This is a genomic window from Pseudomonas sp. SCB32 (genome assembly GCF_009189165.1).
Classification (GTDB): domain Bacteria; phylum Pseudomonadota; class Gammaproteobacteria; order Pseudomonadales; family Pseudomonadaceae; genus Pseudomonas.
The window spans coordinates 5237431-5261964 of sequence record NZ_CP045118.1 but is presented as its reverse complement, the minus strand read 5'-3'; the positions used below and the strand labels follow the sequence as shown (position 1 = coordinate 5261964).

At 64.7% G+C, this 24534-nt stretch carries 24 protein-coding genes; 8 read left to right on the top strand and 16 right to left on the bottom strand.

What is annotated here, in order from left to right; all coding sequences use genetic code 11:
* Positions 1–14 precede the first annotated feature (14 nt).
* A complete protein-coding gene (locus GA645_RS24060; RefSeq protein ID WP_152226143.1) occupies positions 15–1106 on the bottom strand; it encodes a DJ-1/PfpI family protein in 1092 nt (363 codons plus the stop codon).
* A gap of 101 nt (positions 1107–1207) precedes the next feature.
* Between GA645_RS24060 and GA645_RS24055 the strand changes: the two genes are divergently transcribed.
* Positions 1208–2182 carry a GlxA family transcriptional regulator gene (locus tag GA645_RS24055; protein ID WP_152226141.1) on the top strand — a complete coding sequence of 325 codons (975 nt, stop codon included), beginning with the start codon at positions 1208–1210 and terminating at the stop codon, positions 2180–2182.
* A gap of 55 nt (positions 2183–2237) precedes the next feature.
* On the opposite strand, the gene pgi is transcribed toward GA645_RS24055, so the two are convergent.
* From pgi to dksA, 12 genes are all read right to left on the bottom strand, one after another.
* Positions 2238–3902 carry a glucose-6-phosphate isomerase gene (pgi, locus tag GA645_RS24050; protein ID WP_152226139.1) on the bottom strand — a complete coding sequence of 555 codons (1665 nt, stop codon included), beginning with the start codon at positions 3900–3902 and terminating at the stop codon, positions 2238–2240.
* Between the two features lie 86 nt (positions 3903–3988).
* A complete protein-coding gene (gene panD / locus GA645_RS24045) occupies positions 3989–4369 on the bottom strand; it encodes an aspartate 1-decarboxylase (RefSeq protein ID WP_152226137.1) in 381 nt (126 codons plus the stop codon).
* A 118-nt stretch (positions 4370–4487) separates the two neighbouring features.
* Positions 4488–5339, bottom strand: a complete 852-nt coding sequence (panC, locus tag GA645_RS24040) for a pantoate--beta-alanine ligase (protein WP_152226135.1) — start codon at positions 5337–5339, stop codon at positions 4488–4490.
* Positions 5336–6136 (bottom strand): 3-methyl-2-oxobutanoate hydroxymethyltransferase, encoded by an 801-nt coding sequence (gene panB, locus GA645_RS24035; protein ID WP_152226132.1) that lies wholly within the window; start codon positions 6134–6136, stop codon positions 5336–5338. Before panB ends, panC begins: the two co-directional genes overlap by 4 nt.
* A gap of 139 nt (positions 6137–6275) precedes the next feature.
* Entirely contained in the window at positions 6276–6761 is a 486-nt protein-coding gene (gene folK / locus GA645_RS24030) for a 2-amino-4-hydroxy-6-hydroxymethyldihydropteridine diphosphokinase (RefSeq protein WP_152226130.1), read from the bottom strand.
* Entirely contained in the window at positions 6758–8164 is a 1407-nt protein-coding gene (locus tag GA645_RS24025) for a polynucleotide adenylyltransferase PcnB (RefSeq protein ID WP_152226128.1), read from the bottom strand. Before GA645_RS24025 ends, folK begins: the two co-directional genes overlap by 4 nt.
* Complete coding sequence (locus GA645_RS24020) at positions 8158–8577, bottom strand: hypothetical protein (protein ID WP_152226125.1); 420 nt, start codon at positions 8575–8577, stop codon at positions 8158–8160. Before GA645_RS24020 ends, GA645_RS24025 begins: the two co-directional genes overlap by 7 nt.
* A 344-nt stretch (positions 8578–8921) precedes the next feature.
* Positions 8922–10361 carry a sigma-54 dependent transcriptional regulator gene (locus GA645_RS24015; RefSeq protein ID WP_152226123.1) on the bottom strand — a complete coding sequence of 480 codons (1440 nt, stop codon included), beginning with the start codon at positions 10359–10361 and terminating at the stop codon, positions 8922–8924.
* A 26-nt stretch (positions 10362–10387) separates the two neighbouring features.
* Positions 10388–13339, bottom strand: a complete 2952-nt coding sequence (locus GA645_RS24010) for a sensor histidine kinase (RefSeq protein ID WP_152226121.1) — start codon at positions 13337–13339, stop codon at positions 10388–10390.
* Positions 13323–13499: a hypothetical protein gene (locus GA645_RS24005; protein ID WP_015478907.1), complete on the bottom strand. Its 177-nt coding sequence runs from the start codon at positions 13497–13499 to the stop codon at positions 13323–13325. Before GA645_RS24005 ends, GA645_RS24010 begins: the two co-directional genes overlap by 17 nt.
* Before the next feature lie 84 nt (positions 13500–13583).
* Entirely contained in the window at positions 13584–14471 is an 888-nt protein-coding gene (gluQRS, locus tag GA645_RS24000) for a tRNA glutamyl-Q(34) synthetase GluQRS (protein WP_152226119.1), read from the bottom strand.
* A gap of 94 nt (positions 14472–14565) precedes the next feature.
* Positions 14566–15009 (bottom strand): RNA polymerase-binding protein DksA, encoded by a 444-nt coding sequence (gene dksA, locus GA645_RS23995; RefSeq protein WP_015478905.1) that lies wholly within the window; start codon positions 15007–15009, stop codon positions 14566–14568.
* A gap of 332 nt (positions 15010–15341) precedes the next feature.
* On the opposite strand from dksA, the gene GA645_RS23990 reads away from it, so the two are divergent.
* The gene (locus tag GA645_RS23990; protein WP_152226117.1) at positions 15342–16514 is read left to right on the top strand and encodes a pyridoxal phosphate-dependent aminotransferase; all 1173 of its coding nucleotides are present in this window, start codon (positions 15342–15344) and stop codon (positions 16512–16514) included.
* On the top strand, positions 16514–17221 hold the full coding sequence (gene sfsA / locus GA645_RS23985; protein WP_152226115.1) for a DNA/RNA nuclease SfsA: 708 nt from the start codon (positions 16514–16516) through the stop codon (positions 17219–17221). Before GA645_RS23990 ends, sfsA begins: the two co-directional genes overlap by 1 nt.
* 21 nt (positions 17222–17242) lie before the next feature.
* On the opposite strand, the gene GA645_RS23980 is transcribed toward sfsA, so the two are convergent.
* A complete protein-coding gene (locus tag GA645_RS23980; RefSeq protein ID WP_152226113.1) occupies positions 17243–17560 on the bottom strand; it encodes a Rieske 2Fe-2S domain-containing protein in 318 nt (105 codons plus the stop codon).
* A gap of 505 nt (positions 17561–18065) precedes the next feature.
* Here GA645_RS23980 and GA645_RS23975 point away from each other — a divergent pair.
* The 5 genes from GA645_RS23975 to GA645_RS23955 are packed head-to-tail and all read left to right on the top strand — an operon-like array spanning position 18066 to position 22736.
* Positions 18066–19133, top strand: a complete 1068-nt coding sequence (locus GA645_RS23975) for a hemin-degrading factor (protein WP_152226111.1) — start codon at positions 18066–18068, stop codon at positions 19131–19133.
* 9 nt (positions 19134–19142) lie between these two features.
* Entirely contained in the window at positions 19143–20036 is an 894-nt protein-coding gene (locus tag GA645_RS23970) for a hemin ABC transporter substrate-binding protein (protein WP_152226109.1), read from the top strand.
* Between the two features lie 29 nt (positions 20037–20065).
* Positions 20066–21070 (top strand): iron ABC transporter permease, encoded by a 1005-nt coding sequence (locus tag GA645_RS23965; protein WP_178119636.1) that lies wholly within the window; start codon positions 20066–20068, stop codon positions 21068–21070.
* Positions 21070–21837, top strand: coding sequence for a heme ABC transporter ATP-binding protein (locus GA645_RS23960; protein WP_152226105.1), 768 nt, complete (start codon positions 21070–21072; stop codon positions 21835–21837). The genes GA645_RS23965 and GA645_RS23960 overlap by 1 nt, the downstream gene beginning before the upstream one ends.
* An 11-nt stretch (positions 21838–21848) precedes the next feature.
* A complete protein-coding gene (locus GA645_RS23955; protein WP_152226103.1) occupies positions 21849–22736 on the top strand; it encodes a ChaN family lipoprotein in 888 nt (295 codons plus the stop codon).
* A gap of 527 nt (positions 22737–23263) precedes the next feature.
* Here GA645_RS23955 and GA645_RS23950 read toward each other — a convergent pair.
* Complete coding sequence (locus GA645_RS23950; RefSeq protein ID WP_152226101.1) at positions 23264–24064, bottom strand: Crp/Fnr family transcriptional regulator; 801 nt, start codon at positions 24062–24064, stop codon at positions 23264–23266.
* 104 nt (positions 24065–24168) lie between these two features.
* Complete coding sequence (locus tag GA645_RS23945; protein ID WP_152226099.1) at positions 24169–24441, bottom strand: TfoX/Sxy family protein; 273 nt, start codon at positions 24439–24441, stop codon at positions 24169–24171.
* Positions 24442–24534: the final 93 nt, after the last annotated feature.

Sequence of the window (24534 nt, the reverse complement as noted above, 5' to 3'; positions counted from 1 at the left end):
AAGGCCTGGCGGGTTCAAGGGTTGAGCATGCAGTTTCGACGCGCCTGCGCGACGGATCGTTCAGGCGAGGTGTACTCCAGTTGAGCGGTGACCAGTTGGCGCGTGGACTGGCCATAGCGGCAGGCGATGTCGTCGAGTGTGTGTTCCAGGCTCTGCACGGCATTGCCGACGGGCAAGGGGAGCCTGGGCAGGCCCTGCATAGCGTCCGGGAGGAACACCAGGCCGCTGGCACTGGAGACGGGCTCCGCAGCTTTGACCAGCACCTCGGTGCGGAAGGTGCGTGCCCAGGCATCCACGTGCATCGCCAGGCTCACTTCGTCGAAGCCTGCCGGCAGCGGCAGGGCGAAGCGCTCGTGGCGCCAGAGTGCGAGGTAGTTGCCGGCGGCAGTCAGATAGCCCTCGGCACCGAGCGTGAAACGTTGGCTGTCGTGCCGGGGCGACCAGTCCGCCACCCCAAGGTCCTGCGCCAGCGCGGCTGCCCTGGCCGTTCCGGCAATGGCCTCCACCAGTGCCAGGGAGGCCGGCAACGCGGCGGTGACGCCGGAGGTGCTCATGACCTTGGCGTCGATCACGTAGCGACGGTTTTCCTGCCAATGGACGTCGGGAAAGTCGTTAAGCCGCTGGTTGCGCGAATACCAGTGTCCGGTGGCTCGTCGACCCTTTAGCAGGCCGGCGTGAGCGAGCACCAGCACGCCGTCGCAGATGCCGATGACGGTGGCGCCCTTCGCCGCCTGGTCCCGGATGAAGGCAAGCAGCGCGGCGTCTTCGCTGTCATGCACGGCGGGGACGATCAGGTAGTCGGCGCCCTGTGGGTAACGCTTGCTGAAGGCTTCCACGGTGGCCTGCGGTTGGAGCTTCAGCGCCGGCATCAAGTGCACCGTGCCCGGGTCTGTCGATAACGCCAATACCTCGGCCGCGCCGGAGCGGCGCAGGACGCCCAGTGGCACGACGTAGTCCACCAGTTCGGTCATGCGGTTCTGGGCGATGACGGCGATTACCGGGCGCTCATGGCCCGGGCGTGGCTGGTAGTGGGGAAGGGCTTCCTCTGCTGCAGGAAGGTCAGTGCTCAAGAACAGCAGGATCAGCGAAAGCAGGGTGGCTCGCATGGCGATCTCCGAGATGGGATTTCCAGCCTGCCGGCTGCCCGACTGTCACTTCTGACGTTGATGGGTGAATATCTGCCAGTCGCTCTCCACGAGATTCTCCGATGGGTGCCCCACATCGAGTACTTCTGCTGGTCTTCCCCGACTTCCAGTTGCTGGATGCCACTGGCCCGGCGGATGTATTCGCCTCGGTCGATGAGCATCTGTCGCCTTCGGTCAGGCCGGCGTATCGACTGGAAGCGGTTTCGCCGGCCGGCGGGCTGGTTCGATCCAGTACTGGTCTGGAGCTGGCCGCCCGACCATTACCGGAACCGGCGGAGGTGGCGGGCTGCACATTGCTGGTCGTTGGCGGTCACGGTGTGCAGGCAGCGATGCAGCAGGGCGGGATTGCCCGCTGGCTGGCGCAGGCCGCGCCCCTCGCTGCGCGTTGCGCATCGGTGTGTACGGGTGCATTCCTGCTGGCGCAGGCCGGATTGCTGGAGCGAAAGCCAGTGGTCACTCACTGGCGTTACGCGGAGTTGCTGCAGCGGCTGTTCCCCGGGCTAGAGGTGTTACCCGACGCATTGTTCGTTCGCGACGACAAGTTCTACAGCTCCGCGGGTGTTACCGCCGGCATGGACCTGTGCCTGAGCCTGGTGGAGGAAGATCACGGCCGTGAACTGTCCCTGCGCGTTGCCCGCGGACTGGTGATGTACCTGCGGCGTCCCGGCGGGCAGCGTCAATTCAGCGCGGAACTGCTTGCACAGCAGGCTCCGGCGGGTGGCCAGATGGAGCAACTGGTGAAATGGCTCCACGAGCGGCTGGCGCAGGTAGTGGGCGTGGAGGAGATGGCGGCACACCTGGCGATGTCATCGCGCACCCTGCACCGGCATTGCCAGGTGGAAATGGGCATGACGCCGGCCAAGCTGTTGTTGCAGCTGCGTCTGGAGAAAGCCAGCCAGTTGCTGGACAACGGGGAGTCATCGCTCAAGCGGGTGGCGCAACACACGGGATTCGGCAGCGAGTACAACCTGCGGCGCGCCTTCGTGCAGGCGCTGGGTGTGACGCCGGGAGAGTATCGGCAGCGCTTCTGCCGGTAGTCAGGGATCAGGCGGCCTGGACGGATGCGCGCTGGCGCATCCGTCCGCATCGCCATCAGCCGCGGTGACGGCCGCGGAAGAAGTCGATCAGGCCCTGGGTGGAGCCGTCTTCTGCGCAACTTTCCTCGCTGCCGACCAGACGACCGTAGACTGCCTTGCCCAGCTCCTTGCCCAGCTCCACACCCCATTGGTCGAAGGCGTTGATGCCCCAGAGGATGCTCTGCACATAGACCTTGTGCTCGTACATGGCGATCAGCGCGCCCAGGCGACGGGCACTGATGCGCTCCAGCACCAGAGTGTTGCTCGGACGATTGCCCGGAATCACCTTGTGTGGTGCCAGACGCTGCACTTCCGCCTCGTCCAGGCCCTTGGCGCGCAGTTCGGCCTCGGCTTCGGCGCGGCTCTTGCCGATCATCAAGGCCTGGCTCTGCGACAGACAGTTCGCGTAGAGCCATTGGTGGTGGTCGGCCACCGGGTTGTAGCTGGAAACGGGGACAATGAAGTCCGCCGGAATCAAATGAGTGCCCTGATGCAGCAGCTGGTGGTAGGCGTGTTGGCCGTTGCAGCCGACGCCGCCCCAGATCACCGGGCCGGTACCGGCGGAAACCGGGGTGCCGTCCTGACGCACACTCTTGCCGTTGGACTCCATGTCCAGCTGCTGCAGGTGGTCGGTGATGTTCCGCAAGTAGTAGTCGTAAGGCAGGATCGCGTGGCTGCGAGCGCCCCAGAAGTCGCCATACCAGACCCCGAGCAGGCCCAACAGCACGGGAATGTTGCGCTCGAAGGGGGCGGTGAGGAAGTGCTGGTCCATGCTATAGGCGCCGGACAGCAGTTCCTTGAAGTTGTTGATCCCCACCGACATGGCGATCGGCAGGCCGATGGCCGACCACAGCGAATAGCGGCCGCCGACCCAGTCCCACATGGGGAAGACGTTTTCCGGACGGATGCCAAAGGCGGCGGCCGCCTCCTTATTGCTGGAGACCGCGATGAAATGGCGGTACAGCTCCGACTCGCTGCCGCCCTGAGCCAGGTACCAGGCACGGGCGGCCTGTGCGTTCTTCAGGGTTTCCAGGGTGCTGAAGGACTTGGACGAGACGATGAACAGCGTGGTCTCGGCATTGAGCTTGGCTGTCATCTCGCGGAATTCGCTGCCGTCGATGTTCGCCAGGTAGTGGCAACGTACGCCTTTCTGGGCGAAGGGCAGCAGCGCCTCGGAAACCAGCTGCGGGCCGAGGAAGGAGCCGCCGATGCCGATGTTCACCACGTCGGTGATGGGCTTCTCGGTGTAGCCGCGCCACAGGCCGTTGTGCACGGCGGAGACCAGCTCGGTCATCTGGTGCAGCACGCGGTGCACCTCGGGCATCACATCCTTGCCATCCACCAGCACCTTGTCGCCGATGGGGCGGCGCAGCGCGGTATGCAGTACCGGGCGGCGCTCGGAGGCGTTGATCACGTCACCACGGAACATCGACTGGATGGCTTCGCCCAGCTTGGCCTCTTCCGCGAGCTTCACCAGCAGGTCGAGGGTGTCCTGGCGGATCAGGTTCTTCGAGAAATCCAGGAACAGGCCGCAGGCGCTGAGGGAGAAACGCTTGAATCGCTCCGGGTCCTGGGCGAAGGCTTCGCGCATGGTGAAGCTCTGCAGTTCCTGACGGTGGGCGGCCAATGCCTGCCAGCTCGCCAGTCGAGTGGCATCCAGGGGAGTGAGATGGTGTTCCATGACGTACCTTCGGGGGTGTGACGTGCGTGTTTTGAGCCTGTGCTCTCGACCTTGAAAGAAGCCCGGTGGTTCCGGGATTTTCTGGGTCAGGCAAGCTGAACCGGGATGGCGTTGCTGGTATGGCTGAGTTCGTTGCCGGGCGCCATGTACAGCATGCGCGGCTTATATCCCTCAAGCTCTGCGTCGCTGAATTGAGCGTACGCACAGATGATCACCCGGTCACCCATCTTGGCCTTGTGGGCGGCGGCGCCATTGACCGAAATCATTCGCGAACCTTCCTCGCCACGGATGGCGTAGGTGGTGAAGCGTTCGCCGTTGTCGACGTTGTAGATCTGGATCTGTTCATACTCGCGGATGCCCGCGAGATCGAGCCATTCGCCGTCGATGGCGCAGGAGCCTTCATAGTCGAGCACGGCGTGAGTGACTTCAGCGCGGTGCAGTTTGGCTTTGAGCATGATGCTCTGCATGGCGTGGCTCCTCTTTTTCTGGGGACGGGAGTGCGGTGCGAGTATGCCCGAGCGCCGAAAGTCGCTCAAGGCCGCGGCTGGTGCGGCCTTGAGCGACTTTCGGCAGTCGTGCGGGGAGTCAGTCGATGTGGAAGGCCAGGTTGTCGATCAGTCGGGTGGTGCCGAGGAAGGCGGCGACCAGGATAACCAACTGATGATCGTCTGCCGTGGCGGGACGCAGCCCGGCGGATTCGCGGATTTCCAGGTAATCGATGCGCAGGCCGGCCTGCTCGATCTGCTGGTGTCCTTCCGCGAGTAGTGCGGGGAAGTCGCGTTCGCCCTGGCGGATACGCTCGGCCAGTTGCTTGAGCGTGCGCTGCAGGACTGGGGCAATGGCACGCTGGTCATCGGTGAGGTAGCCATTGCGCGAGGACAGTGCCAGGCCGTCTTCGGCACGCACGGTAGGCTCGCCGAAGATCTGGATTGGCAGGTTCAGGTCGCGCACCAGCTTGCGGATCACGGCCAGCTGCTGGAAGTCCTTTTCGCCGAACAGCGCCATGTCCGGCTGAACCATATTGAACAGCTTGCACACCACCGTGGCGACGCCGTCGAAATGGCCCGGACGGCTACCGCCGCACAGGCCTTCGGAAACGCCGGTCACGTGCAGTCGGGTCTGGTCGTCCATGCCGTCGGGATACATCTCCTCGACGGTCGGCGCGAACAGCAGGTGGCAGCCGGCGTTCAGCAGCTTCTCCTGGTCCGCGGCGAGGGTACGCGGGTACTTGTCCAGGTCTTCGCTGGGGCCGAACTGCAGCGGGTTGACGAAGATGCTGGCGACGACGAAATCGGCGCGCTGGCTGGCCTTGGTCACCAGGGCGGCATGGCCGGCATGCAGGTTGCCCATGGTCGGGACCAGGGCAATGCGCTTGCCTTCACCGCGAGCGCGGGCCACCGCGGCGCGCAGCTCGCGGACTGTCTTTACCGTGTTCATGAGGCGAATCCGTGTTCCGGGCCGGGGAAGGAGCCGTCTTTCACGGCCTTGACGTAGGCGGCCATGGCCGATGCGATATCCGGTTGGCCCTCCATGAAGTTCTTCACGAACTTCGGCGAGCGGCCGGTCAGCGAAAGCCCGAGCATGTCGTGCATCACCAGGACCTGGCCGTCGGTGCCAGCACCGGCACCGATGCCGATCACCGGAATCTTCACCGCTTCGCTGATTTCCTGGGCCAGCGCCGAAGGAACGCATTCCAACAGCAGCATGGCGGCGCCGGCCTGCTCCAGGGCAATGGCGTCGGCGCGCAGTTGGCGGGCCTGGTTTTCCTGGCGGCCCTGGACCTTGAAACCACCGAACAGGTTGACCGATTGTGGGGTCAGGCCCAGGTGGGCGCATACCGGGATGCCGAGCTGGGCCAGGCGCACGATGGGCTCGGCGAGCCAGGCGCCGCCTTCGAGCTTGACCATGTGGGCGCCGGCCTGCATGACCGTTACCGAGTCGCGCAGCAGGCGGTCCAGGGAGGTACCCGATTCGAACGGCAGGTCGGTGAGGATCAGAGCACCCTTGTTGCCGCGCTTCACGGCGGCGGTGTGGTAGGCCATGTCCTCGATGGTGACCGGGAGCGTGCTGTCGTGTCCTTGCAGCACCATGCCCAGGGAGTCACCGATCAGCAGCACTTCGGCGCCGGCCTGGCTGGCAACGTGCGCGAAAGTAGCGTCATAGGCAGTCAGCATCGCGATCTTTTCGCCGCTTTGCTTGAGACCTTGCAGGGTGGTCAGGGTGACATCAGGCATGAAAGTGTCCTCAGTTCTGCGCCGGGCAGGGGCAAACGGGCACCTATAGTCCGGATGGGGCGGACCGAAGTCAATTGCAGGTGTTACCGGACTGTTACGGCGTTACTGCCACTGCACCCCACATGGGGCGCAGGATGCCTCAGGAGAGCCGCTCCAGGCCGGAGAACGGACAGGCGGCGAGCAGGTCGGGCAGCGTCTGGCCATTGGGCAGCTGCAACTGCGGGGCGAGGTCCGCCAATGGATAGAGCACGAAGGCGCGGGCGTGCATGTGGTAATGCGGTACACGCAGGCGCGGCTCGTCGATCAGGCGGTCGCCGAACAGCAGGATATCGAGGTCCAGCGTGCGCGGGCCCCAGCGCTCATCCTTGCGTACGCGTCCCTGTTCCAGTTCGATGGCCTGCAGGGCGTCGAGCAGCGCCAGCGGCGCCAGCTCGGTATCCAGCGCCGCCACGGCATTGACGTAGCGCGGTTGGTCCGGCGGGCCCAACGGGTCACTCGCATAGAGGGGAGAGATGCCGGCGAGCGTAGTCGCCGGCAGCTGCTGCAGGGTCCTCAGCGCCGCTTCGAGTTGCTGACGCGGCTCGGCAAGGTTGCTGCCGAGTCCGATGTAGACGCGCTCGCTCATTCGTTACCGGCGCCTTCACCGCCGTTACGCGGCCCACGGCGACGGCGATTGGCGCCGCCACGACGGCGCTTGCGCGGCGCGCCGCTGCTTTCTTCCTGGCTGGAGAGATCGCGGATCATCCCGCGGCGTTCGCCATCGCTGGCATCCTGGTAGTCGGTCCACCAGTCGCCCAGGCCGCCGGTTTCCTCGCCGGCGCTCTCGCGCAGCAGGAGGAAGTCGTAGCCGGCGCGGAAACGCGGGTTTTCCAGCAGCAGGTCGGCCTTCTTGCCCTGGCGGCGTGGCAGGCGTTCCTGCATGTCCCAGATCTCGCGGATCGGGATGGTGAAACGCTTGGGTACCGCGGTGCGCTTGCACTGCTCGATGATCAGCTCGTGGGCGGCTTCCTGAATCGCAGGGATCGGCGGCATGCCGCGCTCCTGCAGCTTCAGTGCGCGCGCGGGCAGGGCGGGCCAGAGCAGCGCGGCGAACAGGAAGGCCGGGGTAACCGGCTTGCCCATGCGGATGCGTTCGTCGGTGTTGGCCAGGGCCTGGCGCATCAGCTTGCCGGCGTATTCCGGGTCCGCTTTCAGCGCCTTGGCGCTGGCTGGGAACAGCGGTGCGAACAGGTCGTACTCGTTGAGCAGCTCGAAGGTTCGCTCGGCCTTGCCGCTCAGGAACAGCTTGAGTACTTCATCGAACAGGCGCGCGGACGGGATTTCATTGAGCAGGTGCGCCAGGCGGCGGATCGGCGCGGCGCTGTGCTTCTCGATCTCGAAGTCCAGCTTGGCGGCGAAGCGTACGGCTCGCAGCATGCGCACCGGGTCTTCGAGGTAACGCTGCTCGGGATCGCCGATCAGGCGCACCAGGCGGTTGCGGATGTCATGCACGCCGTGGGCGTAATCGAGGATGCGCTCGCCGGTGACATCGAAATACAGGGCGTTGATGGTGAAGTCGCGGCGCTGGGCGTCATCTTCCAGCGTGCCATAGACGTTGTCGCGCAGGATGCGGCCGGCCTCGTTGCGCGAGGCCTGGGCGCTGTCGCCGTCGTCATCGGTCTGCGGGTGGTTGGCACGGAAGGTTGCGACCTCGATGATCTCGCGGCCGAAGTGAACGTGGACCAGCTTGAAGCGGCGACCGATCACCCGTGCGTTGCGGAACTCGGCGCGGACCTGTTCTGGCGTTGCGCTGGTGGCGACGTCGAAGTCCTTCGGCGCGATGCCCAGCAGCGGATCACGTACGCCACCGCCGACGATGTAAGCCTGGTAGCCGGCCTTGGTCAGGCGCTCCACGACATTCACCGCGTTCCTGCTGAACTGATCCCGCCGCAGAGAATGCTGATGGTTGCCGATGACTTCCGGGGTAGTGCGGACGGCGCGCGGACGGCGCAGTGGGGATCGGATGGACTGGATCAGCTTTTTCAGCATGTGTGCACTATCGGGGAATGAATGTAGGGTAGCCAATGCAGGTTCCGGTCAGCCCCGTGGTCTGGGCTTTTTGAGCGGATGCCGGACGTATTCTGCTGCCTGGAAACAAATGGCAGTAAATCGAGTGCCGTCTGCGCCGCGGCGATTCTAGCATCGTGGGGTGGGATGATGAAGAAAAGAGGGAAAAAGGACTTGCGGGGAGAAGGGGATAGAGTGTAGCGAAAGCTACTGGGGGAGCCGAGGCTCCCCCCCAAATAGGTGCGTGCTTTGTTTTTATTATGATGCCGGGCTTGTTGTTTTTGTTTGTTGACCCGTCCCTCGAAGCCAGTTGCTTCGGGGATGCTCCCCATGAGGGGATCCAATAGCAAACGGATTGCTTTGGTCGCTGAGTAAGCGATGATCTTGCGATCCAACCAGTCCTCGTGCTGCCTTCAAGCAGTTTTATTCTTCTCTGACTGGTTGCGGGACTGGTCCCGACGGCTACTCTTCTCCAAAAGAATCAGTTAGCTGCGCCTCCGCGATTTTGTTTTTGTTGTGCTGGAGTCGTTTCGTCTTGTTCTTATTTTGAGTTGTCGTGCTTGTTATTGTTGTTGTGCCAATAACAAAGCAGATGCCGTGCCAACTTTTGCAAATCCTTATTTTTCAAGGGTTTGCGAGGATTGCCCCCAGAGCGGCAGGCACAAAAAAGCCGGGTTCCCGTTACCGATGAACCCGGCTTTTGTTACGGAGCATGTCTCCGGTAACAGTGTGAAACGTCCTACGAGTCGGCCGATGCACCGGATTTGCGGCGCGGGATGCCCAGGCGCTGGCGACGTTCCCACAGGCATTTGCGACTGATGCCCAGCTTGCGGGCCAGCTCGGTTTCGGTCATGTGATCCTGGTGCTCGAGGACGAAATGCTGGAAGTAGTCTTCCAGCGAAAGATCCTCGGTGGGCTCGTGGTTGCTGGCGTTGCCGTTGGTCGGGCGAGCCTCGAGATCCTCCACGAAGTCGTCTTCCAGATCGTCCAGCTCGATGTCGATGCCCAGCAGGTCGGCGGGAATCTCCTGTCCTTCGCTGAGAATCACTGCGCGCTCGATGGCGTTCTCCAGCTCGCGCACGTTACCCGGCCATGGGTAGTGGCGGATGGCCTGTTCAGCCTCGTGGGAGAAGCTCAATGCTGGGCGCCCCATCTGGGAGCACTGCCGCGCCAGGAAGGCGCGTGCGATCTCCATTACGTCCACGCCACGCTCACGCAGGGGCGGCAGCTTCAGCGAGATGACGTGCAGGCGGTAATAAAGGTCTTCACGGAACTGCCCGGTCTTGGCCAGCATCTTCAGGTCGCGGTGGGTTGCCGCGATCAGGCGCACATCCACCTTCTGCGACTGCACCGAGCCAACCCGGCGGATTTCGCCTTCCTGCAGCACGCGTAGCAGGCGCGCCTGGGCTTCCAGCGGCAGCTCGCCGATCTCGTCGAGGAACAGGGTGCCGCCGTCGGCGGCTTCCACCAGGCCCGCGCGGCCGGCGCTGGCGCCGGTGAACGCGCCCTTCTCGTGGCCGAACAGTTCGGACTCGATCAGGGTTTCCGGGATCGCCGCGCAGTTCACCGAGATCAGCGGAGCCTTGGTGCGCTTGGACAGGTTGTGCAGGGCGCGGGCGACCAGTTCCTTGCCGGTACCGGACTCACCCTGGATCAGCACATTGGAATCGGTGGGCGCGACCTTGCGGATCTTGGTGTAGAGCTCCTGCATGGGAGGGCAGGAGCCGATGATGCCGATCTCGCCATCCGCCGGGGCGGTGTTACCCGCACTGCTACGTTCGGCCGCCTTGGCGTTACCGCGGGCTTCGGCGGGAGCATTACGGTTTTCCTGGCGATCCTTGAGGATGCGCGCCACGGCCTGGAGCATTTCGTCGTGGTCGAAGGGCTTGGCGATGTAGTCCACCGCGCCCATCTTCATCGAGTCGACCGCCGAGCGCAGGCTGGCGTAGCTGGTCATGATCAGCACCGGGGTGCCCTGGGCCAGCTTGATCAGTTCGGTGCCCGGCGCGCCTGGCAGGCGCAGATCGCTGACGATCATGTCGAACGTCGGGATGCTGTAACGCTCCTGGGCCTCCTGCACCGAGCCAGCTTCGCTGACCTGATACTGGTTCCGCTCGAGCAGCCGTCGCAGGGCGGAACGGATGATGGTTTCGTCTTCGACGATGAGGATATGTGCCATGTATTCAGCTCTCTCGACGTGCTCGTTTACTGCTCGGCCGTCGGGCCAGGATGCCGCGGCAAAGTAACGCTGATGCGGGTGCCGCATTCGCGTTCGGGGTCAGCCGGGCTGTCTATGGTGATTTGCCCATAATGCTCTTCCACGATCGAATAGACCAGCGCGAGGCCCAGACCGGTCCCCTTGCCGGGGTCCTTGGTCGTGAAGAAAGGCTCGAACAGGCGCTCGATGATCGACTTGGGAATTCCGCTGCCTTCGTCCTCGACGATCAGGTCGATGGTCTGCTCCGACGCTTCGGTGCGTACCCGGATCGCGCCGTTGGGTGGCGAGGCGTCGCGGGCGTTGGAGAGCAGGTTGATCAGGACCTGGGCCAGACGCTGGGAGTCGCCTTCGACCCAGTGTGCCGGATCGCACAGGTTGAAGAACTGCACGTCGACGCTGCGCCGGTTCAGCGACAGCAGGCCGATGGCTTCCTGGGCGACGTCGGCCAGGCACACCGGCTCGGCGGCCACCTGCTTGCCGCCGGCATGGGCGAAGCTCATCAGTGATTGCACGATGCGCGACACGCGCTTGGTCTGCTCGAGGATCTGTCCGCTGATTTCGGTCAGCTCGCTGTCGCCTTCGCGCTCTTCGCGCAGGTTCTGCGCAAGGCAGGCAATGCCGGTGATCGGGTTGCCGATCTCGTGGGCGACGCCGGCAGCCAGGCGGCCGATGGAGGCCAGGCGCTCGGAGTGGATCAGCTTGTCTTCCAGGGACTGGGTTTCGGTGAGGTCTTCCACCAGCAGCACCAGACCACTGTTACCGGGTGCGAGGGGCTCCTCGATCGCTGCCTTGTGCAGGTTCAGCCAGCGGGTCTGGCCCTCGATGGACAGGCGCTGCTTGTGCAGGTGCTCGTCCGGTGCATCGATGAAGCCTTCCAGCAGGCCCTTCCAGGGTTCGGGCAGGGCGGCCAGGCGCGAGCCGACCACGCGTTGTGCGCTGACTCCGGTGAGGTCCTCGATGGCGCGGTTCCACATGAGGATTTCCTGGTCCTTGGCCAGCGAGCACACACCCATCGGCAGGTCCTGCAGGGTCTGGCGGTGGTAGCGGCGCAGGGTATCCAGCTCGGCGGCGAGGCCGGTGAGCCGGGAGTGGTAGTCCTCCAGGCGGCTCTCGATGAAGTGGATGTCCTCGGTGACGTAGCTTTCGCTGCTGGCCTTGTAGGGCAGGAAGGTTTCCACCATGTCCTGCGCCACGCTCGGCCCCATCAGGCCGGAGAGGTTGGCCTCGATGCGGTCGCGCAGGCGGCGCAGGGCATAGGGGCGGCGTTCGTCGAAGGGCAGGTGCAGGTCGCGCAGGGCTTGTTCCACCTCGCGCTGCGCGGTCTTGGCACCCAGCGGCTTGGCCAGCTGGCTGGCGAACTCCTGCGGGGAAACGGCGATCAGCTCGCGGCGTTGCGGACGGCGAACGTTATCGACGGCGCAGGCTTCGGCGGCGCCTTTCTCTTCATCGCTGGCTTCGGTGAACAGTGAGACCAGGGTGAACACCAGTACGTTGGCGGCCAGCGAAGCCAGCGCCGCGAGGTGCCAGGTGGTGTCGTCGAGTACATACAGCGAATCGAGCAGCGGCACGTAGACGCTTTGCAGGTTCGCCACCAGCGGGGTGAGCATGGTCAGACCCCACACCAGCATGCCCGCCACGAGACCCGCGATGAAGCCGCGACGGTTGGCGGTCGGCCAGTAGAGCACGGCCAGCGCGCCGGGAAGGAACTGCAAGGTGGCGACGAAGGAGACAATGCCCAGGTTCGACAGGTCCTGCTCGGCGCCCAGCAGCAGGTAGAAGGCATAGCCGGCCATGATGATCGCGGCGATCAGCGCACGGCGGGTCCACTTCAGCCAGCGGTAGATGTTGCCTTCGGCCGGTGGCTGATAGAGCGGCAGCACCAAGTGGTTGAGCACCATGCCCGAGAGCGCCAGGGTCATCACGATGATCAGGCCGCTGGCGGCGGAGATGCCGCCGACGAAGGCGGTCAGCGCCAGGGCCGGGCTGTCCACCGAGATGCCCAGGCCAAGGGTGAAGTATTCCGGGTTGGTCGAGGCACCCAGGTGCAGGCCGGCCCAGAGGATCGGCGGTACCGCCAGGCTCATCGGCAGCAGGAACAGCGGCAGGCCCCAGCTTGCGCTGAGCAGCGCGCGCGGGTTGAGGTTCTCGGTGAAGGTCATGTGGAACATGTGCGGCATGACGATGGCCGAGGCGAAGAACACCAGCAGCAGCGTGCGCCATGGCCCTTCGGCCAGCGGCGTGTGCAGGGTGCTCAGGGCTTCCTGGTTCTGCAGCAGCCAGACTTCCAGACCGTCCGGCCCACCGAACACACCATAGAGGGCGAACAGGCCGATGGAGCAGAGCGCGATCAACTTCACCAGCGACTCGAAGGCGATCGCCATCACCAGCCCTTCGTGGCGCTCACGAGTGGCGATATGGCGCGCGCCGAAGAGGATGGCGAACAGCGTGATCAGCGCGCAGAAGGCCAGCGCCGCACGGTTGGGTTCGGACTCGCGGGTGAGGATGCTGATCGAGTCGGTCACCGCCTGGATCTGCAACGCCAGCATCGGCAGCACGCCAATCAGCATGAACACCGTGGTCAGCGCGCCGGCCCAGGTGCTGCGGAAGCGGAAGGCGAACAGGTCGGCCAGCGACGATAGCTGGTAGGCGCGGGTGATGCGCAGGATCGGATAGAGCAGCACCGGCGCCAGCAGGAAGGCACCGGAGACGCCCAGGTAGATCGCCAGGAAGCCGTAGCCGTACTGGTAGGCCAGCCCGACCGTGCCATAGAAGGCCCAGGCGCTGGCGTACACGCCCAGCGACAGGGTGTAGATCAGCGGGTGGCGCACCAGTCTGCGCGGCACGAAGCCGCGCTCGGTGATCCAGGCGACGCCGAAGAGAACCATCAGGTAGGAAGCGCTGATCAGGATCAGCTGGGTAAGGCTAAAGCTCGTCAGCATCGCGCTGGCTCTGCAGGATGAAGGTGACGACGATCAGGATCAGCCACAGCAGATACGGGCGGTACCAGGCGCCGTGGGGATCGATCCACCAGTCCATGATGGCCGGTGAGAACAGGTAGATGCCCACGACCAGGAGCAACACCAGTCGGTAGATGTACATGTCGTCTCTCTCTTTGTTCGGCGGGCAGGCTACCTGTGCGCACAGTCTCCGGCAAGCCGGCCGCCACTGGGGACAGGTACAAGTCTAGAGGCGTGCGTCTTCCAGCGTCAGGCTGTGGGGGATGGCATTGGCACCCCAGTGCGCGATGCCCCAGGCGAGCACTTCGCGCGGCGCGGCCTGTAGCAGGTCGGTCGGCGGATTCTGGCCCAGTGCCTTGAGCGCACGCACCAGCAGCGGGGCGGCCTGATCGGTGGCAAGCGGTGGCGAACGGTAGGACTTGCCCAGCTTGTGGCCGTCGGGCTGGATGATCAGTGGCACATGCAGGTAACGCGGTGCGGCGATGCCGAGCAGTTCCTGCAGGTAAAGCTGACGCGGGGTGTTGTCCAGCAGGTCGGCGCCGCGGACGATGTCGGTAACACCCTGCCAGGCATCGTCCAGCACTACCGCCAGTTGGTAGGCGAACAGCCCATCGCGACGGCGGATGATGAAGTCGCCGACTTCGCGCCCCAGGTGCTGGCGAAATTCGCCTTGAAGCCGGTCGCTGAAGCGATAGTCCAGCTCCGGCACGCGGATGCGGATGGCGACGTCGCCGTGCCAGTCGTGCTGGGCGTCGCGGCAGGTGCCGGGGTAGATGCCATTGCTGCCATCGAGCTGCTTGCGCGAGCAGGTACAGGCGTAGGCCAGGCCGCTGCGCAGCCATTGTTCGACCTGGGCTGCATAGGCATCACCACGCTCGCTTTGGCGCTCCACCGGGCCGTCCCATTCGAAGCCGTAGCGCTCCAGGGTTTCCAGGATGGCCGCCTGGGCGCCGGGCATCTCGCGGGGCGGGTCGAGGTCTTCCATGCGTACCAGCCAGCGTCCGCCCACGGCGCGCGCATCCAGGTAGGAGGCGACGGCGGCCACCAGTGAACCGAAGTGCAGGTAGCCACTGGGGGTGGGGGCGAAGCGTCCGACGTAGCGGGAGGCTGGCATGGTGACTCTCTAAATAAGGAACGCTGGATGGCAGCTCTCTGGAAGGCGGAAACGAAACGGGGCGCCGCAGCGCCCCGTTCGGGATCAACCAGGCTCAGGAGCCCAGCTGCTTTTCCTTGATTTCCGCCAGGGTCTTGCAGTCGATGCACAGGGTGGCGGTGGGGCGGGCTTCCAGACGGCGGATGCCGATCTCGACGCCGCAGGAATCGCACCAGCCGTAATCGTTGTCTTCGATCAGCTGCAGGGTCTCGTCGATCTTCTTGATCAGCTTGCGCTCGCGGTCGCGGGCGCGCAGTTCGAGGCTGAACTCTTCTTCCTGGCTGGCGCGGTCGGCCGGGTCCGGGAAGTTCGCCGCTTCGTCCTGCATGTGGTGCACGGTGCGGTCCACTTCTTCCATCAGCTCAACTTTCCACTTGTTGAGGATGGAGGTGAAGTGCGCGCGCATGCGATCACTCATGTACTCCTCGCCCTTGGTTTCCTGGTAGGGCTCGAAGCCACGAATCAGTTGGCTGCTCTGTTGTTTTGCTTTGGTGGGCATGGATGACCGCCTCTCACTCTCGCTAATCCTCTCGCGGATGGTCCCTCTCCGGCACTGCCGGCCCCGCGCTCGCAAGCGGGCGAACTTACCAGAACGATAACCGGGAAGCTACTCCCGGTTGTCGAGCCTGGCGCTGCCCGCCCTCGACCTGGCGACCTGGTCGCCGACCCGACAGGTGTTGCTGTCGGGTTTTATGCAAACCCCTGCACGATTTCCGCTTTTCATGAGCAAATCGTGCGTTTTCCAAGTGGATCAACCGGTCTTCGGCAGTCCACCTGTGCCGCTCGGTGGCCTGTTAGAATCGCCACCTTGTCGCAAAGTTCGGAAAACCTATGGCTACTTCCTACAGTGCACGCAGTCGCGCCATCGAACCCTTCCACGTCATGGCGCTGCTGGCACGCGCCAACGAGTTGCAGGCGGCGGGCCACGATGTCATTCACCTGGAAATCGGCGAGCCGGACTTCACCACCGCCGCGCCGATCATTGCCGCGGGCCAGGCAGCCTTGGCCAGCGGGCATACCCGCTATACCGCCGCCCGGGGCATACCGGCACTGCGCGAGGCCATCGCCAGCTTCTACGCCGAGCGCTATCGCCTGTCGATCGACCCGCAGCGTATTCTCATCACGCCCGGCGGCTCGGGTGCGCTGCTGCTCGCCAGCAGCCTGCTGGTGGACCCGGGCAAGCACTGGCTGCTGGCTGACCCGGGCTACCCGTGCAATCGCCACTTCCTGCGCCTGGTCGAAGGTGCCGCGCAGCTGGTGCCCGTGGGGCCTGAGAGTCGTTACCAGCTCACGCCCGACCTCATCGAGCGGCACTGGGATCATGACAGTGTAGGCGCTCTGGCGGCATCGCCGGCGAATCCTACGGGTACCGTATTGCACCGCGATGAACTGGCCGCGCTGTCCACCACGCTGAAGGCGCGCGGAGGCCATCTGGTCGTCGATGAGATCTACCACGGCCTGACCTATGGCACCGATGCCACCAGCGTGCTGGAAGTGGATGACGATGCCTTCGTCCTAAACAGCTTCTCCAAGTATTTCGGCATGACCGGCTGGCGACTGGGCTGGCTGGTGGCGCCGCTGGATGCCGTCGGTGAGCTGGAGAAACTGGCGCAGAACCTCTACATCAGTGCGCCGAGCATGGCCCAGCATGCCGCGCTGGCCTGCTTCGAGCCGCAGACCCTGGCGATCTTCGAGGAGCGGCGTGCCGAGTTTGCCCGCCGTCGCGACTACCTGTTGCCCGCGCTGCGGGAGCTGGGCTTCGGCATTGCGGTGGAGCCGGAAGGTGCCTTCTACCTGTATGCGGACATCAGCGCCTTCGGCGGCGACGCCTACGCGTTCTGCCAGCACTTCATCGAAACCGAGCACGTTGCCTTCACTCCGGGGGTGGACTTCGGCCGCTACCAGGCTTCGCACCATGTGCGCTTCGCCTACACCCAGAGCGTCGAGCGTCTGCAGCAGGCCGTTGAACGGATCGCCCGTGGCCTGAAAAGCTGGCGTCCCTGATGCGCTTCGAGCCGGCCCTGATCGAAGCGCGCCTGGTCAAACGCTACAAGCGCTTCCTGGCGGATATCGAGACCGCCAGCGGGGAGCGCCTGACCATCCACTGCCCGAACACCGGCTCGATGCTCAACTGCATGAGCGAAGGCTGCCGGGTGTGGTTCAGTCGCTCCAGCGACCCCAAGCGCAAGCTGCCCGGCACCTGGGAACTGGTGGAAACCCCGCAGGGCCGGCTGGCCTGCGTGAATACCGGGCGCGCCAACCGGCTGGTGGAGGAAGCACTGCTCGCCGGTACGGTGGCCGAGTTGGCCGGCTTCGATGAGCTGCGCCGAGAGGTGGCCTACGGGCAGGAAAACAGCCGCGCCGATTTTCGCCTGATGTTCGGCGGCAAGCCGGTGTACGTCGAGGTGAAGAGCGTGACCCTGGGTTTCGACGACAGCTCGGTCGCCGCCTTTCCGGATGCGGTTACCCAGCGCGGCGCCAAGCACCTGCGTGAGCTCGCGGCGCTGGCGCGCGAGGGCATGCGCGCGGTGCTGCTGTATGCGGTGAACCTGTCGGGCATCGAAGCCGTACGCCCGGCAGCGGAGATCGATCCGGCCTATGCGGCGGCGCTGGCGGATGCGCGTAACGCCGGGGTGGAAGTGCTGGCCTATGGGGCGCAGATCGACACGCAGGAAATCGGCCTCAGCCAACCGCTCAGGGTCCTGCTGTAGGCGCGGGCCCATGAGACGCTCCTACAGGTCCAGCCAGATCCCCTGCTCATCCTCGTGACAGGACAGCGACTCCAGCACATCGCCCAGGCACGGCCCCTGGATGCATTCGCCCGTCTCGATCAGGAACAACGCCCCATGGTGGCCGCACTGCAACAGTCGGCCACTGGCATCGAAGAAGTCCTCCGCATCGTTACCCAGCGGGATTTCCCGGTGTGGGCAGAGGTTGCGGTAGGCGTAGAGGCGACCTTGGCGCCGCACCACGAAAAGATTCAGGCCGGCGGCCTTGAAGCCCCGGCTCTGGCCTTCAGCCAGATCACGCGGGGAGCAGAGCAGGATCATCCGGGGTCTCCATCCAGGGCGGGCATTATCCGCGTGCGGATGGCGATACCGGAAGAGGGTGCACGTCCCTGTGCTGAAGACGGGGCAGAACAGGTTGGCCACGGCATGTCTGCCGGGCTGGGCAGGAGGCCGGGGAGGCTGTTCTCGAAGAGGGCAACGCCAGAGGTGAGCTTGCCCCGGTCGTCCAGGTCCGGCGGGCCGCAGCCGCCAGGCTTGTACGGGGGATCTCGGTTTCGTCGGTGTAATGCCGGGGCCGCATCGGAAGGCAGGCCGAGTGGCTGCTGACGCGGCCGCTGGCGACATCATACCCCAGGCTGCGTACATCGTTGACGGATTGAGGCTCGTGGTGCTGATCGGCGGACCGAAGGCGGGCGGGGGGAAACTTCCACTAAACCCTATCCGTAGACAAATCTAAATGCAAATTATTATCAATATTTGAGCCTATTGTGGCACAGTTCCTCCCTGCCGTACGACGCGGCGGGTCTCCCTGCGAACGAGGAATTCTGTGATGACTACCCCGAGCCCGACATCCCTGCCTGTTCCCGAGCTGTATCGCGCCTGGCAGGCCCTGCGCGCCGAACAGCCGCGTCTTCGCGCTCGCGATGCTGCGAAGTGCCTGGACGTGAGCGAAGCCGAGTTGATCGCCAGCCGGCTGGGTGTGGATGCCATGCGCCTGCGTCCAGACTGGGCGGCCCTGTTACCTGCGCTGGGCGAACTTGGCGAGATCATGGCGCTGACCCGCAACGAGCACTGCGTGCATGAGCGCAAGGGGCCGTACCGCGAGGTCACGGTCTCGGCCAATGGGCAGATGGGGCTGGTGGTATCCCCGGATATCGATCTGCGCCTGTTCCTCGGCGGATGGGGCAGCGTGTTCGCCATCAGCGAAGACACCGCCCACGGCACCCAGCGCAGTATCCAGGTCTTCGACCGCCAGGGCGGCGCGGTGCACAAGATATTCCTTACCGACAGAAGCGATGCGACTGCCTGGGCTCCGCTGGTGGAGCGCTTCCGCACCGATGAACAGAGCGAGCATCTGGATTTGCAGCAGCCCGCGCCGAAGGCGGCCGCGCTGGCGGATGAACAGATCGACGCGGCGGCGCTGCGCGAGGGATGGATCGCGCTGAAGGACACCCACCACTTCCATGCCCTGCTCAAGAAGCACAAGGCCGAGCGCACCCAGGCGTTGCGCCTGGCCGGTCGCGAATGGGCCGAGCCGCTGGACACTGAAGAGCTGCCGCGCCTGTTGGAGGTGGCTGGCGAGCGGCACCTGCCGATCATGATCTTCGTCGGCAACGCCCACTGCATTCAGATCCACACCGGGACGGTGGGCAGCCTGAAGTGGCTGGACGACTGGTTCAACGTCCTCGATCCGCAGTTCAACCTGCACCTGAAGACCTCCGGCGTGCGCGAGCTGTGGCGCGTGCGCAAGCCCAGCAGCGATGGCGTGATCACCAGTTGGGAAGCTTTCGATGCCGAAGGCGAGCTGGTGCTCCAGGTATTCGGTGCACGCAAACCCGGTGTGCCAGAGCTTGAAGCGTGGCGCTCGCTCGCTGAATCCTTCCCGGCGCGCTGAGGATCGATCATGACTGTACGTCCCTTGGTGATCGGCCTGTTTGCGGGCCTGTGCCTGGTGGCCTCCAGCCTGGCGGCTGAAACCCTGCCCAAGCGCTGGGTCAGTGCCGGCGGCTCCTTGAGCGAATGGGTGGTGGCCCTGGGGGGTGAGAGCAGGTTGGTCGGCGTCGATACCACCAGCCTGCATCCGGCGAGCCTTCAGGCCTTGCCGAAGATCGGCTACCAGCGCCAGTTGGCTGCTGAGGGCATCCTCGCGCTGAAGCCGGACCTGCTGCTCGGCAGCGAGGAGATGGGGCCGCCTCCGGTGCTGCAGCAACTGCTCGCGGCTGGTGTGCAGATTGAGACGCTTTCGGCCAAGCCTGATGAGCAGGCCCTGCACGAGAACCTGTTGCGCCTGGGCAAGTTGCTCGGCACACCCGAGCGCGGGGAAAAGGCGGCGGCGGACTTCAATGCGCGCGTAAAGGCCCAGGGAGTGTGGATAAAGAAGGCCCAGGCTGCACAGGCAGCGCCGGGTGTCGTACTGCTGGTCGGACACGCTGGCGGAAGCCTGTTGGTGGCGGGACAGGGCACTTCCGGTGACTGGCTGGTCCGACATGCCGGCGGTAACAACCTGGCCCCGCACGAGGGTTACAAGGCCCTGTCCACCGAGGCATTGACCGCGCTCGACCCGCAGGTAGTGGTACTGGCCGACCGCAGCCTGGATGGCGACAAGGCGCGTGCCGCGCTGATCCGACAGAACCCCGGCCTGGCGGCGACCCGAGCGGTGCGCAAGGGGCGGGTTGTGATCCTCGATCCGACGCTTCTGGTCGGTGGGCTCGGTCCGCGCATACCGGATGGATTGGCCAGTCTTTCCCGCGCCTTTTATCCTTCCGTCCAGGCCCTGAACTCGGAACGTCGTCCTTGACTCGGATCGTTGCTGCTCGACCGCTGTTCCTGCTACTCGGTTTTCTTCTATTACTGGTGGTTTGGCTGTCGCTGGCGCTTGGGCCGGTGAGCCTGCCATTGGGCGATACGCTGCGCGCGCTGGCTCGTCTGGTTGGTCTGCCGGCGTCCGCCGACGGGCTGGGGCAGGCCGAACTGATCGTTGGCCAGATCCGTCTGCCTCGCACCCTGCTCGGCATCGCCACTGGCGGGGTATTGGCACTCGCCGGTGTGGCCATGCAGGGGCTGTTCCGCAACCCGCTGGCCGACCCGGGCCTGATCGGCGTTTCCAGTGGCGCGGCGCTGGGGGCGGCGATCGCCATTGTCTTCGGCGCCAGCATCGGCGGGCTGCCGGAGGCCTTCGCGCCCTATCTGCTCTCCGCCTGCGCCTTTGCTGGTGGTCTGCTGGTGACCGCGCTGGTCCACCGCCTGGGCCGGCACAATGGGCAGACCAGTGTCTCCACCATGCTCCTCGCGGGCATCGCGCTTACTGCACTGGCCGGGGCGCTGATCGGGTTGTTCACCTACCTGGCCGACGACGCCACACTGCGCACCCTGACCTTCTGGAACCTCGGCAGCCTGAATGGCGCCAGCTACCCCAGGCTGTGGCCGTTGCTGCTGATCACCCTGCTGGTCGCCTGCTGGCTGCCGCGCCGGGTGGATGCGCTGAACGCCTTGCTGCTGGGTGAGTCCGAGGCGCGCCATCTGGGCTTCGATGTCGAACGACTGAAGATCGAGCTGATTCTTTGCACGGCGCTGGGTGTCGGTGCGGCAGTAGCGGCCGCCGGCATGATCGGCTTCATCGGCCTGGTGGTGCCACATCTGTTGCGCCTGATCGTCGGGCCCGATCACCGGGTGCTGTTACCGGCGTCCATGTTTGGCGGCGCAATCCTGCTGCTGCTCGCCGACCTGGTGGCGCGGCTGGCGCTGGCCCCTGCGGAGCTGCCGATCGGCATCGTCACCGCGTTGATCGGCGCACCGTTCTTTCTTTACCTGCTGATCCGGGGGCGTTCCTGATGTTGACGGCGGATAACCTGCTGGTGAAGCGCGGCGCGCAGACGGTCCTGCAGGGGGTGAGTCTGGCCTTGCAGCCGGGGCAGGTGCTCGGCGTGCTGGGGCCTAACGGCGCCGGCAAGAGCACCCTGCTGGGTGCGCTTAACGGTGAACTGCCGCTGGCCGGTGGTGCCGTGAGCCTCGATGGTCGTCCGCTGGGGGGCTGGCAGGGCGCCGAGCGAGCGCGCCGTCTGGCGGTGCTGCCGCAGTCCTCGACGCTGAACTTCGCTTTCACCGTCGAGACGGTGGTCGGCTTCGGGCGCCTGCCCCATGACAGTGGCCGCCAGCGTGACGGCGAGATCGTCGCGGCGGCTCTGGCGGCAGCGGACGCAACTCATCTGGCGGGGCTCAACTACCTGGCGCTCTCCGGCGGCGAACGCCAGCGCGTGCATCTGGCGCGCGTGCTGGCGCAACTCTGGCCGGGCAGCGGGGAGCAGGTGCTGTTGCTGGACGAGCCGACCTCGGCGCTCGATCCGCTGCACCAGCACACCATCCTGCAGGCGGTGCGCGAATTTGCTGATCGTGGCGTGGCGGTCCTGGTAATCCTGCATGACCTGAACCTGGCGGCGCGTTACTGTGATCGCCTGTTGTTACTGCACCAGGGGCGGCCGCATCTGCACGGCACGCCTGAAGAGGTGCTGTGCGCCGAGCCGCTGCGTGCGGTGTTCGGGCTGGACGTGCTGGTCCATCGGCATCCCGAACGTGGTCACCCACTGATCATCGCCCGTTGAATGGAGTTCCTGTGAAGTACCTGCTGCTTTCCGTGCTGGCGCTGTTGGCTGCATGCCAGAGCCACACTGCCGCGCCGCCGCTACCGGTATGGCAGAGCCCGCAGGGGCGCGAGAGTGCTGATCTGGGCGTTATTCGTGATCTGCGCAGCGGCGAGCAACTCACGCCACAGCAACTGCTCGACCGGCTGGCGACGGCGCCGCGCGTACTGGTCGGCGAGCAGCACGACAATCCGGATCACCATGCCCTGGAACTCTGGCTGGCACGTGCCCTTGCTGCGCGTCGCCCAGGCGGCAGCGTGCTGATGGAAATGATCAACCCGAACCAGCAGGCGCGGGTTGCCGCTGCCCAGGCTGCTGCGACCAAGGGTGAGGCGCCGACGGATCTGATCGGCGCACTGGCCTGGCAGCCGGGCTGGGACTGGTCGCTCTACGGTCCACTGGTGACCTGGCTGGTGAAGCAACCGGAGCCGTTGCTCTGGGCCAACCTGGATCGCAGCGAGATCATGCGCATCTATGCCGAGCAGCCCCCGCTGAAGGGCGTGCGTTCGACGACGGATGCCGTGCGCAACAGCCTGCTGGATGACATTCGCGAATCCCACTGCGACCTGCTGCCGGACAGCCAGTTGCCGGCGATGCTGGCGGTGCAGCAGCAGCGCGATCGGCGCATGGCTGAACGTCTGAAGGCGGCGCCTGGACCGGCACTGCTGATTGCTGGCGGCTTCCATGCGCGGCGCGATCTGGGTGTGCCGCTGCACCTGGAGGACCTGGGTGTGGGGGAGGGCTTGCTGGTGCTGATGCTGGCCGAGGTGGGCAGGGCGGTTACACCGGGGCAGGCGGATTACGTCTGGTACACCCCGGCGCTGCCGCCGACGGACTATTGCGCGACTCTTCGCAGGTAGCGTGTGCGGCCGATTACGGACGGGGCCTCTGGGCCCCTTTTTCATCAGTGCGACTTTTATCGCGGGCAAAAAAAGACCCGGCAAGGTGCCGGGTCGAAACCGTGATTAGCCTGATGAGGAGATAATCTGAAGAGTCCGACTGCGTGGTCTCTCGAGCTTATCTTACTGGCCTTGCGGCCAGTTGGTTAATAATAACCATTATCAATTGAGAGTCAACCTTTTTTATACTCTGCGCGTTGCGGTCGAGGTAGGGGAAATTGCCATCCTCGATGAGAAAACGCGGGCAAAAAAAGACCCGGCAAGGTGCCGGGTCTAAAACCGTGATTAGCCTGATGAGGAGATAATCTGAAGAGTCCGACTGCGTGGTCTCTTGAGCTTATCGTCTGGCCTCGCGACCAGATGACTCAATAATAATCATTATCATTTAAGGGTCAACCTCCTTTTCGAGAATTTTTCACATCTGCGAAACGGCTTTCAGAGAAACGAAAAGCCCGGCACTGGGCCGGGCTCCTGGCGAGGATTGCCGCTCAACTGGCCTGGCGTTGCACGCGCAGCTGGGTGACTTCCTTGTTCAACAGGTCGATGCGCCGGGCCATGCCTTCGATCAGGCTGTGGGCGATGCGCGGATTGCTTTGCATCAGGCTGAGGAACTGGTCCTTGGGGATGACCATCACCGTGCAGGGTTCGCTGGCGATCACCGAGGCACTGCGTTTTTCGCGGGTGAATACCGCCATGGCGCCAAAGATCTCGTCTTTCTGAACGTCGCCGACCTTCTGTCCGTCGACGAAGGCTTCCGCGTGCCCCTCGATGATGATGAACACATGCTCGGCGTCGTCACCCTGCTGGATCAGTTGGGCGCCAGCGGCGAAGTGCTGGAAACCGGTTGCGGGTCGGATCTCCGGTTGCTTCAGATGCGCCAGGGCGTCGGAGAGCAGGGCGGTGTGGCCGATCAGGTAGTGCAGGAACAGCTCCTGGCGGTGCTCGTCGTCATGGAGGTGGCGGAGCACCTCGGTGCGCGAATAGGGGATCAGACACAGCGGTTCTTCGGTGACGTAACGGCAGGGCGGCAGATCGATACCCTGGCGCAGACCGATCAGATCGCCTTCCTGGAGGTAAAACAGCGGGCGCTCGTCCACCAGGGCATGGACCAGGCCGTTCTCGATGAGAAACAGCTGCTTGCCGGGTAGCTCGGCCTCGAGATCGTCGGAGCGCTCGAGGCGGATCGGTTCGCCGCAGGGCGCCAGGCCGGCGAGCAATTGCACCGGAATTCCCTGCAGTCGGTTGATCAGTTGGTCGGCGTAGGCAGGTTGTTCACCGAGTAGGTACATGGCCGTAATTCCTTGAATGGCGGCAGTCGAGGGCGCACGAAGGGCCCTGAGACCATAAGCGGACAGGTACTTTAGCGTAAAGATTTTCCCATGGAGCTTGTGAGCTAGCTCTTGTTCCTCATGGGGAAAGTCTCAAGCTCGCCCAGGAGGGCGGCTTTGTGCGAGGGTGGAAGGTCGTTCCAGTGCACGTCGAGCAGCGCTCCTTCGATGGCGTACAGGAGCACCTTCGAGGCGCGGAAACCACGGGCCCTGACAGCGCGGTAAGCGCCAACGGCGCCCAGTCGGCGAAGGTCTGAGGCACTGTGGATACCGACGGCGTGCAGCCACTGGGCGGAGGTCTTGCCGAGATTCTTCAGGTGCAGCAGTTCGTCGTTCATCGTCGGTCCTTGCGATGCGGCACGATCGGACAGTGGGTCTAATGGGCCGTGAGCTGCTCATAGCGGCCGGATATACCAAGGCAAGTGTAGCGT

Bases quoted from the DNA above. Each gene is read 5' to 3' on its own strand.
- GA645_RS24060 (WP_152226143.1), bottom strand. From the start codon at position 1,106: ATGCGAGCCACCCTGCTTTCGCTGATCCTGCTGTTCTTGAGCACTGAC.
- GA645_RS24055 (WP_152226141.1), top strand. From the start codon at position 1,208: ATGGGTGCCCCACATCGAGTACTTCTGCTGGTCTTCCCCGACTTCCAG.
- pgi (WP_152226139.1), bottom strand. From the start codon at position 3,902: ATGGAACACCATCTCACTCCCCTGGATGCCACTCGACTGGCGAGCTGG.
- panD (WP_152226137.1), bottom strand. From the start codon at position 4,369: ATGCAGAGCATCATGCTCAAAGCCAAACTGCACCGCGCTGAAGTCACT.
- panC (WP_152226135.1), bottom strand. From the start codon at position 5,339: ATGAACACGGTAAAGACAGTCCGCGAGCTGCGCGCCGCGGTGGCCCGC.
- panB (WP_152226132.1), bottom strand. From the start codon at position 6,136: ATGCCTGATGTCACCCTGACCACCCTGCAAGGTCTCAAGCAAAGCGGC.
- folK (WP_152226130.1), bottom strand. From the start codon at position 6,761: ATGAGCGAGCGCGTCTACATCGGACTCGGCAGCAACCTTGCCGAGCCG.
- GA645_RS24025 (WP_152226128.1), bottom strand. From the start codon at position 8,164: ATGCTGAAAAAGCTGATCCAGTCCATCCGATCCCCACTGCGCCGTCCG.
- GA645_RS24015 (WP_152226123.1), bottom strand. From the start codon at position 10,361: ATGGCACATATCCTCATCGTCGAAGACGAAACCATCATCCGTTCCGCC.
- GA645_RS24010 (WP_152226121.1), bottom strand. From the start codon at position 13,339: ATGCTGACGAGCTTTAGCCTTACCCAGCTGATCCTGATCAGCGCTTCC.
- GA645_RS24005 (WP_015478907.1), bottom strand. From the start codon at position 13,499: ATGTACATCTACCGACTGGTGTTGCTCCTGGTCGTGGGCATCTACCTG.
- gluQRS (WP_152226119.1), bottom strand. From the start codon at position 14,471: ATGCCAGCCTCCCGCTACGTCGGACGCTTCGCCCCCACCCCCAGTGGC.
- dksA (WP_015478905.1), bottom strand. From the start codon at position 15,009: ATGCCCACCAAAGCAAAACAACAGAGCAGCCAACTGATTCGTGGCTTC.
- GA645_RS23990 (WP_152226117.1), top strand. From the start codon at position 15,342: ATGGCTACTTCCTACAGTGCACGCAGTCGCGCCATCGAACCCTTCCAC.
- sfsA (WP_152226115.1), top strand. From the start codon at position 16,514: ATGCGCTTCGAGCCGGCCCTGATCGAAGCGCGCCTGGTCAAACGCTAC.
- GA645_RS23980 (WP_152226113.1), bottom strand. From the start codon at position 17,560: ATGATCCTGCTCTGCTCCCCGCGTGATCTGGCTGAAGGCCAGAGCCGG.
- GA645_RS23970 (WP_152226109.1), top strand. From the start codon at position 19,143: ATGACTGTACGTCCCTTGGTGATCGGCCTGTTTGCGGGCCTGTGCCTG.
- GA645_RS23960 (WP_152226105.1), top strand. From the start codon at position 21,070: ATGTTGACGGCGGATAACCTGCTGGTGAAGCGCGGCGCGCAGACGGTC.
- GA645_RS23950 (WP_152226101.1), bottom strand. From the start codon at position 24,064: ATGTACCTACTCGGTGAACAACCTGCCTACGCCGACCAACTGATCAAC.
- GA645_RS23945 (WP_152226099.1), bottom strand. From the start codon at position 24,441: ATGAACGACGAACTGCTGCACCTGAAGAATCTCGGCAAGACCTCCGCC.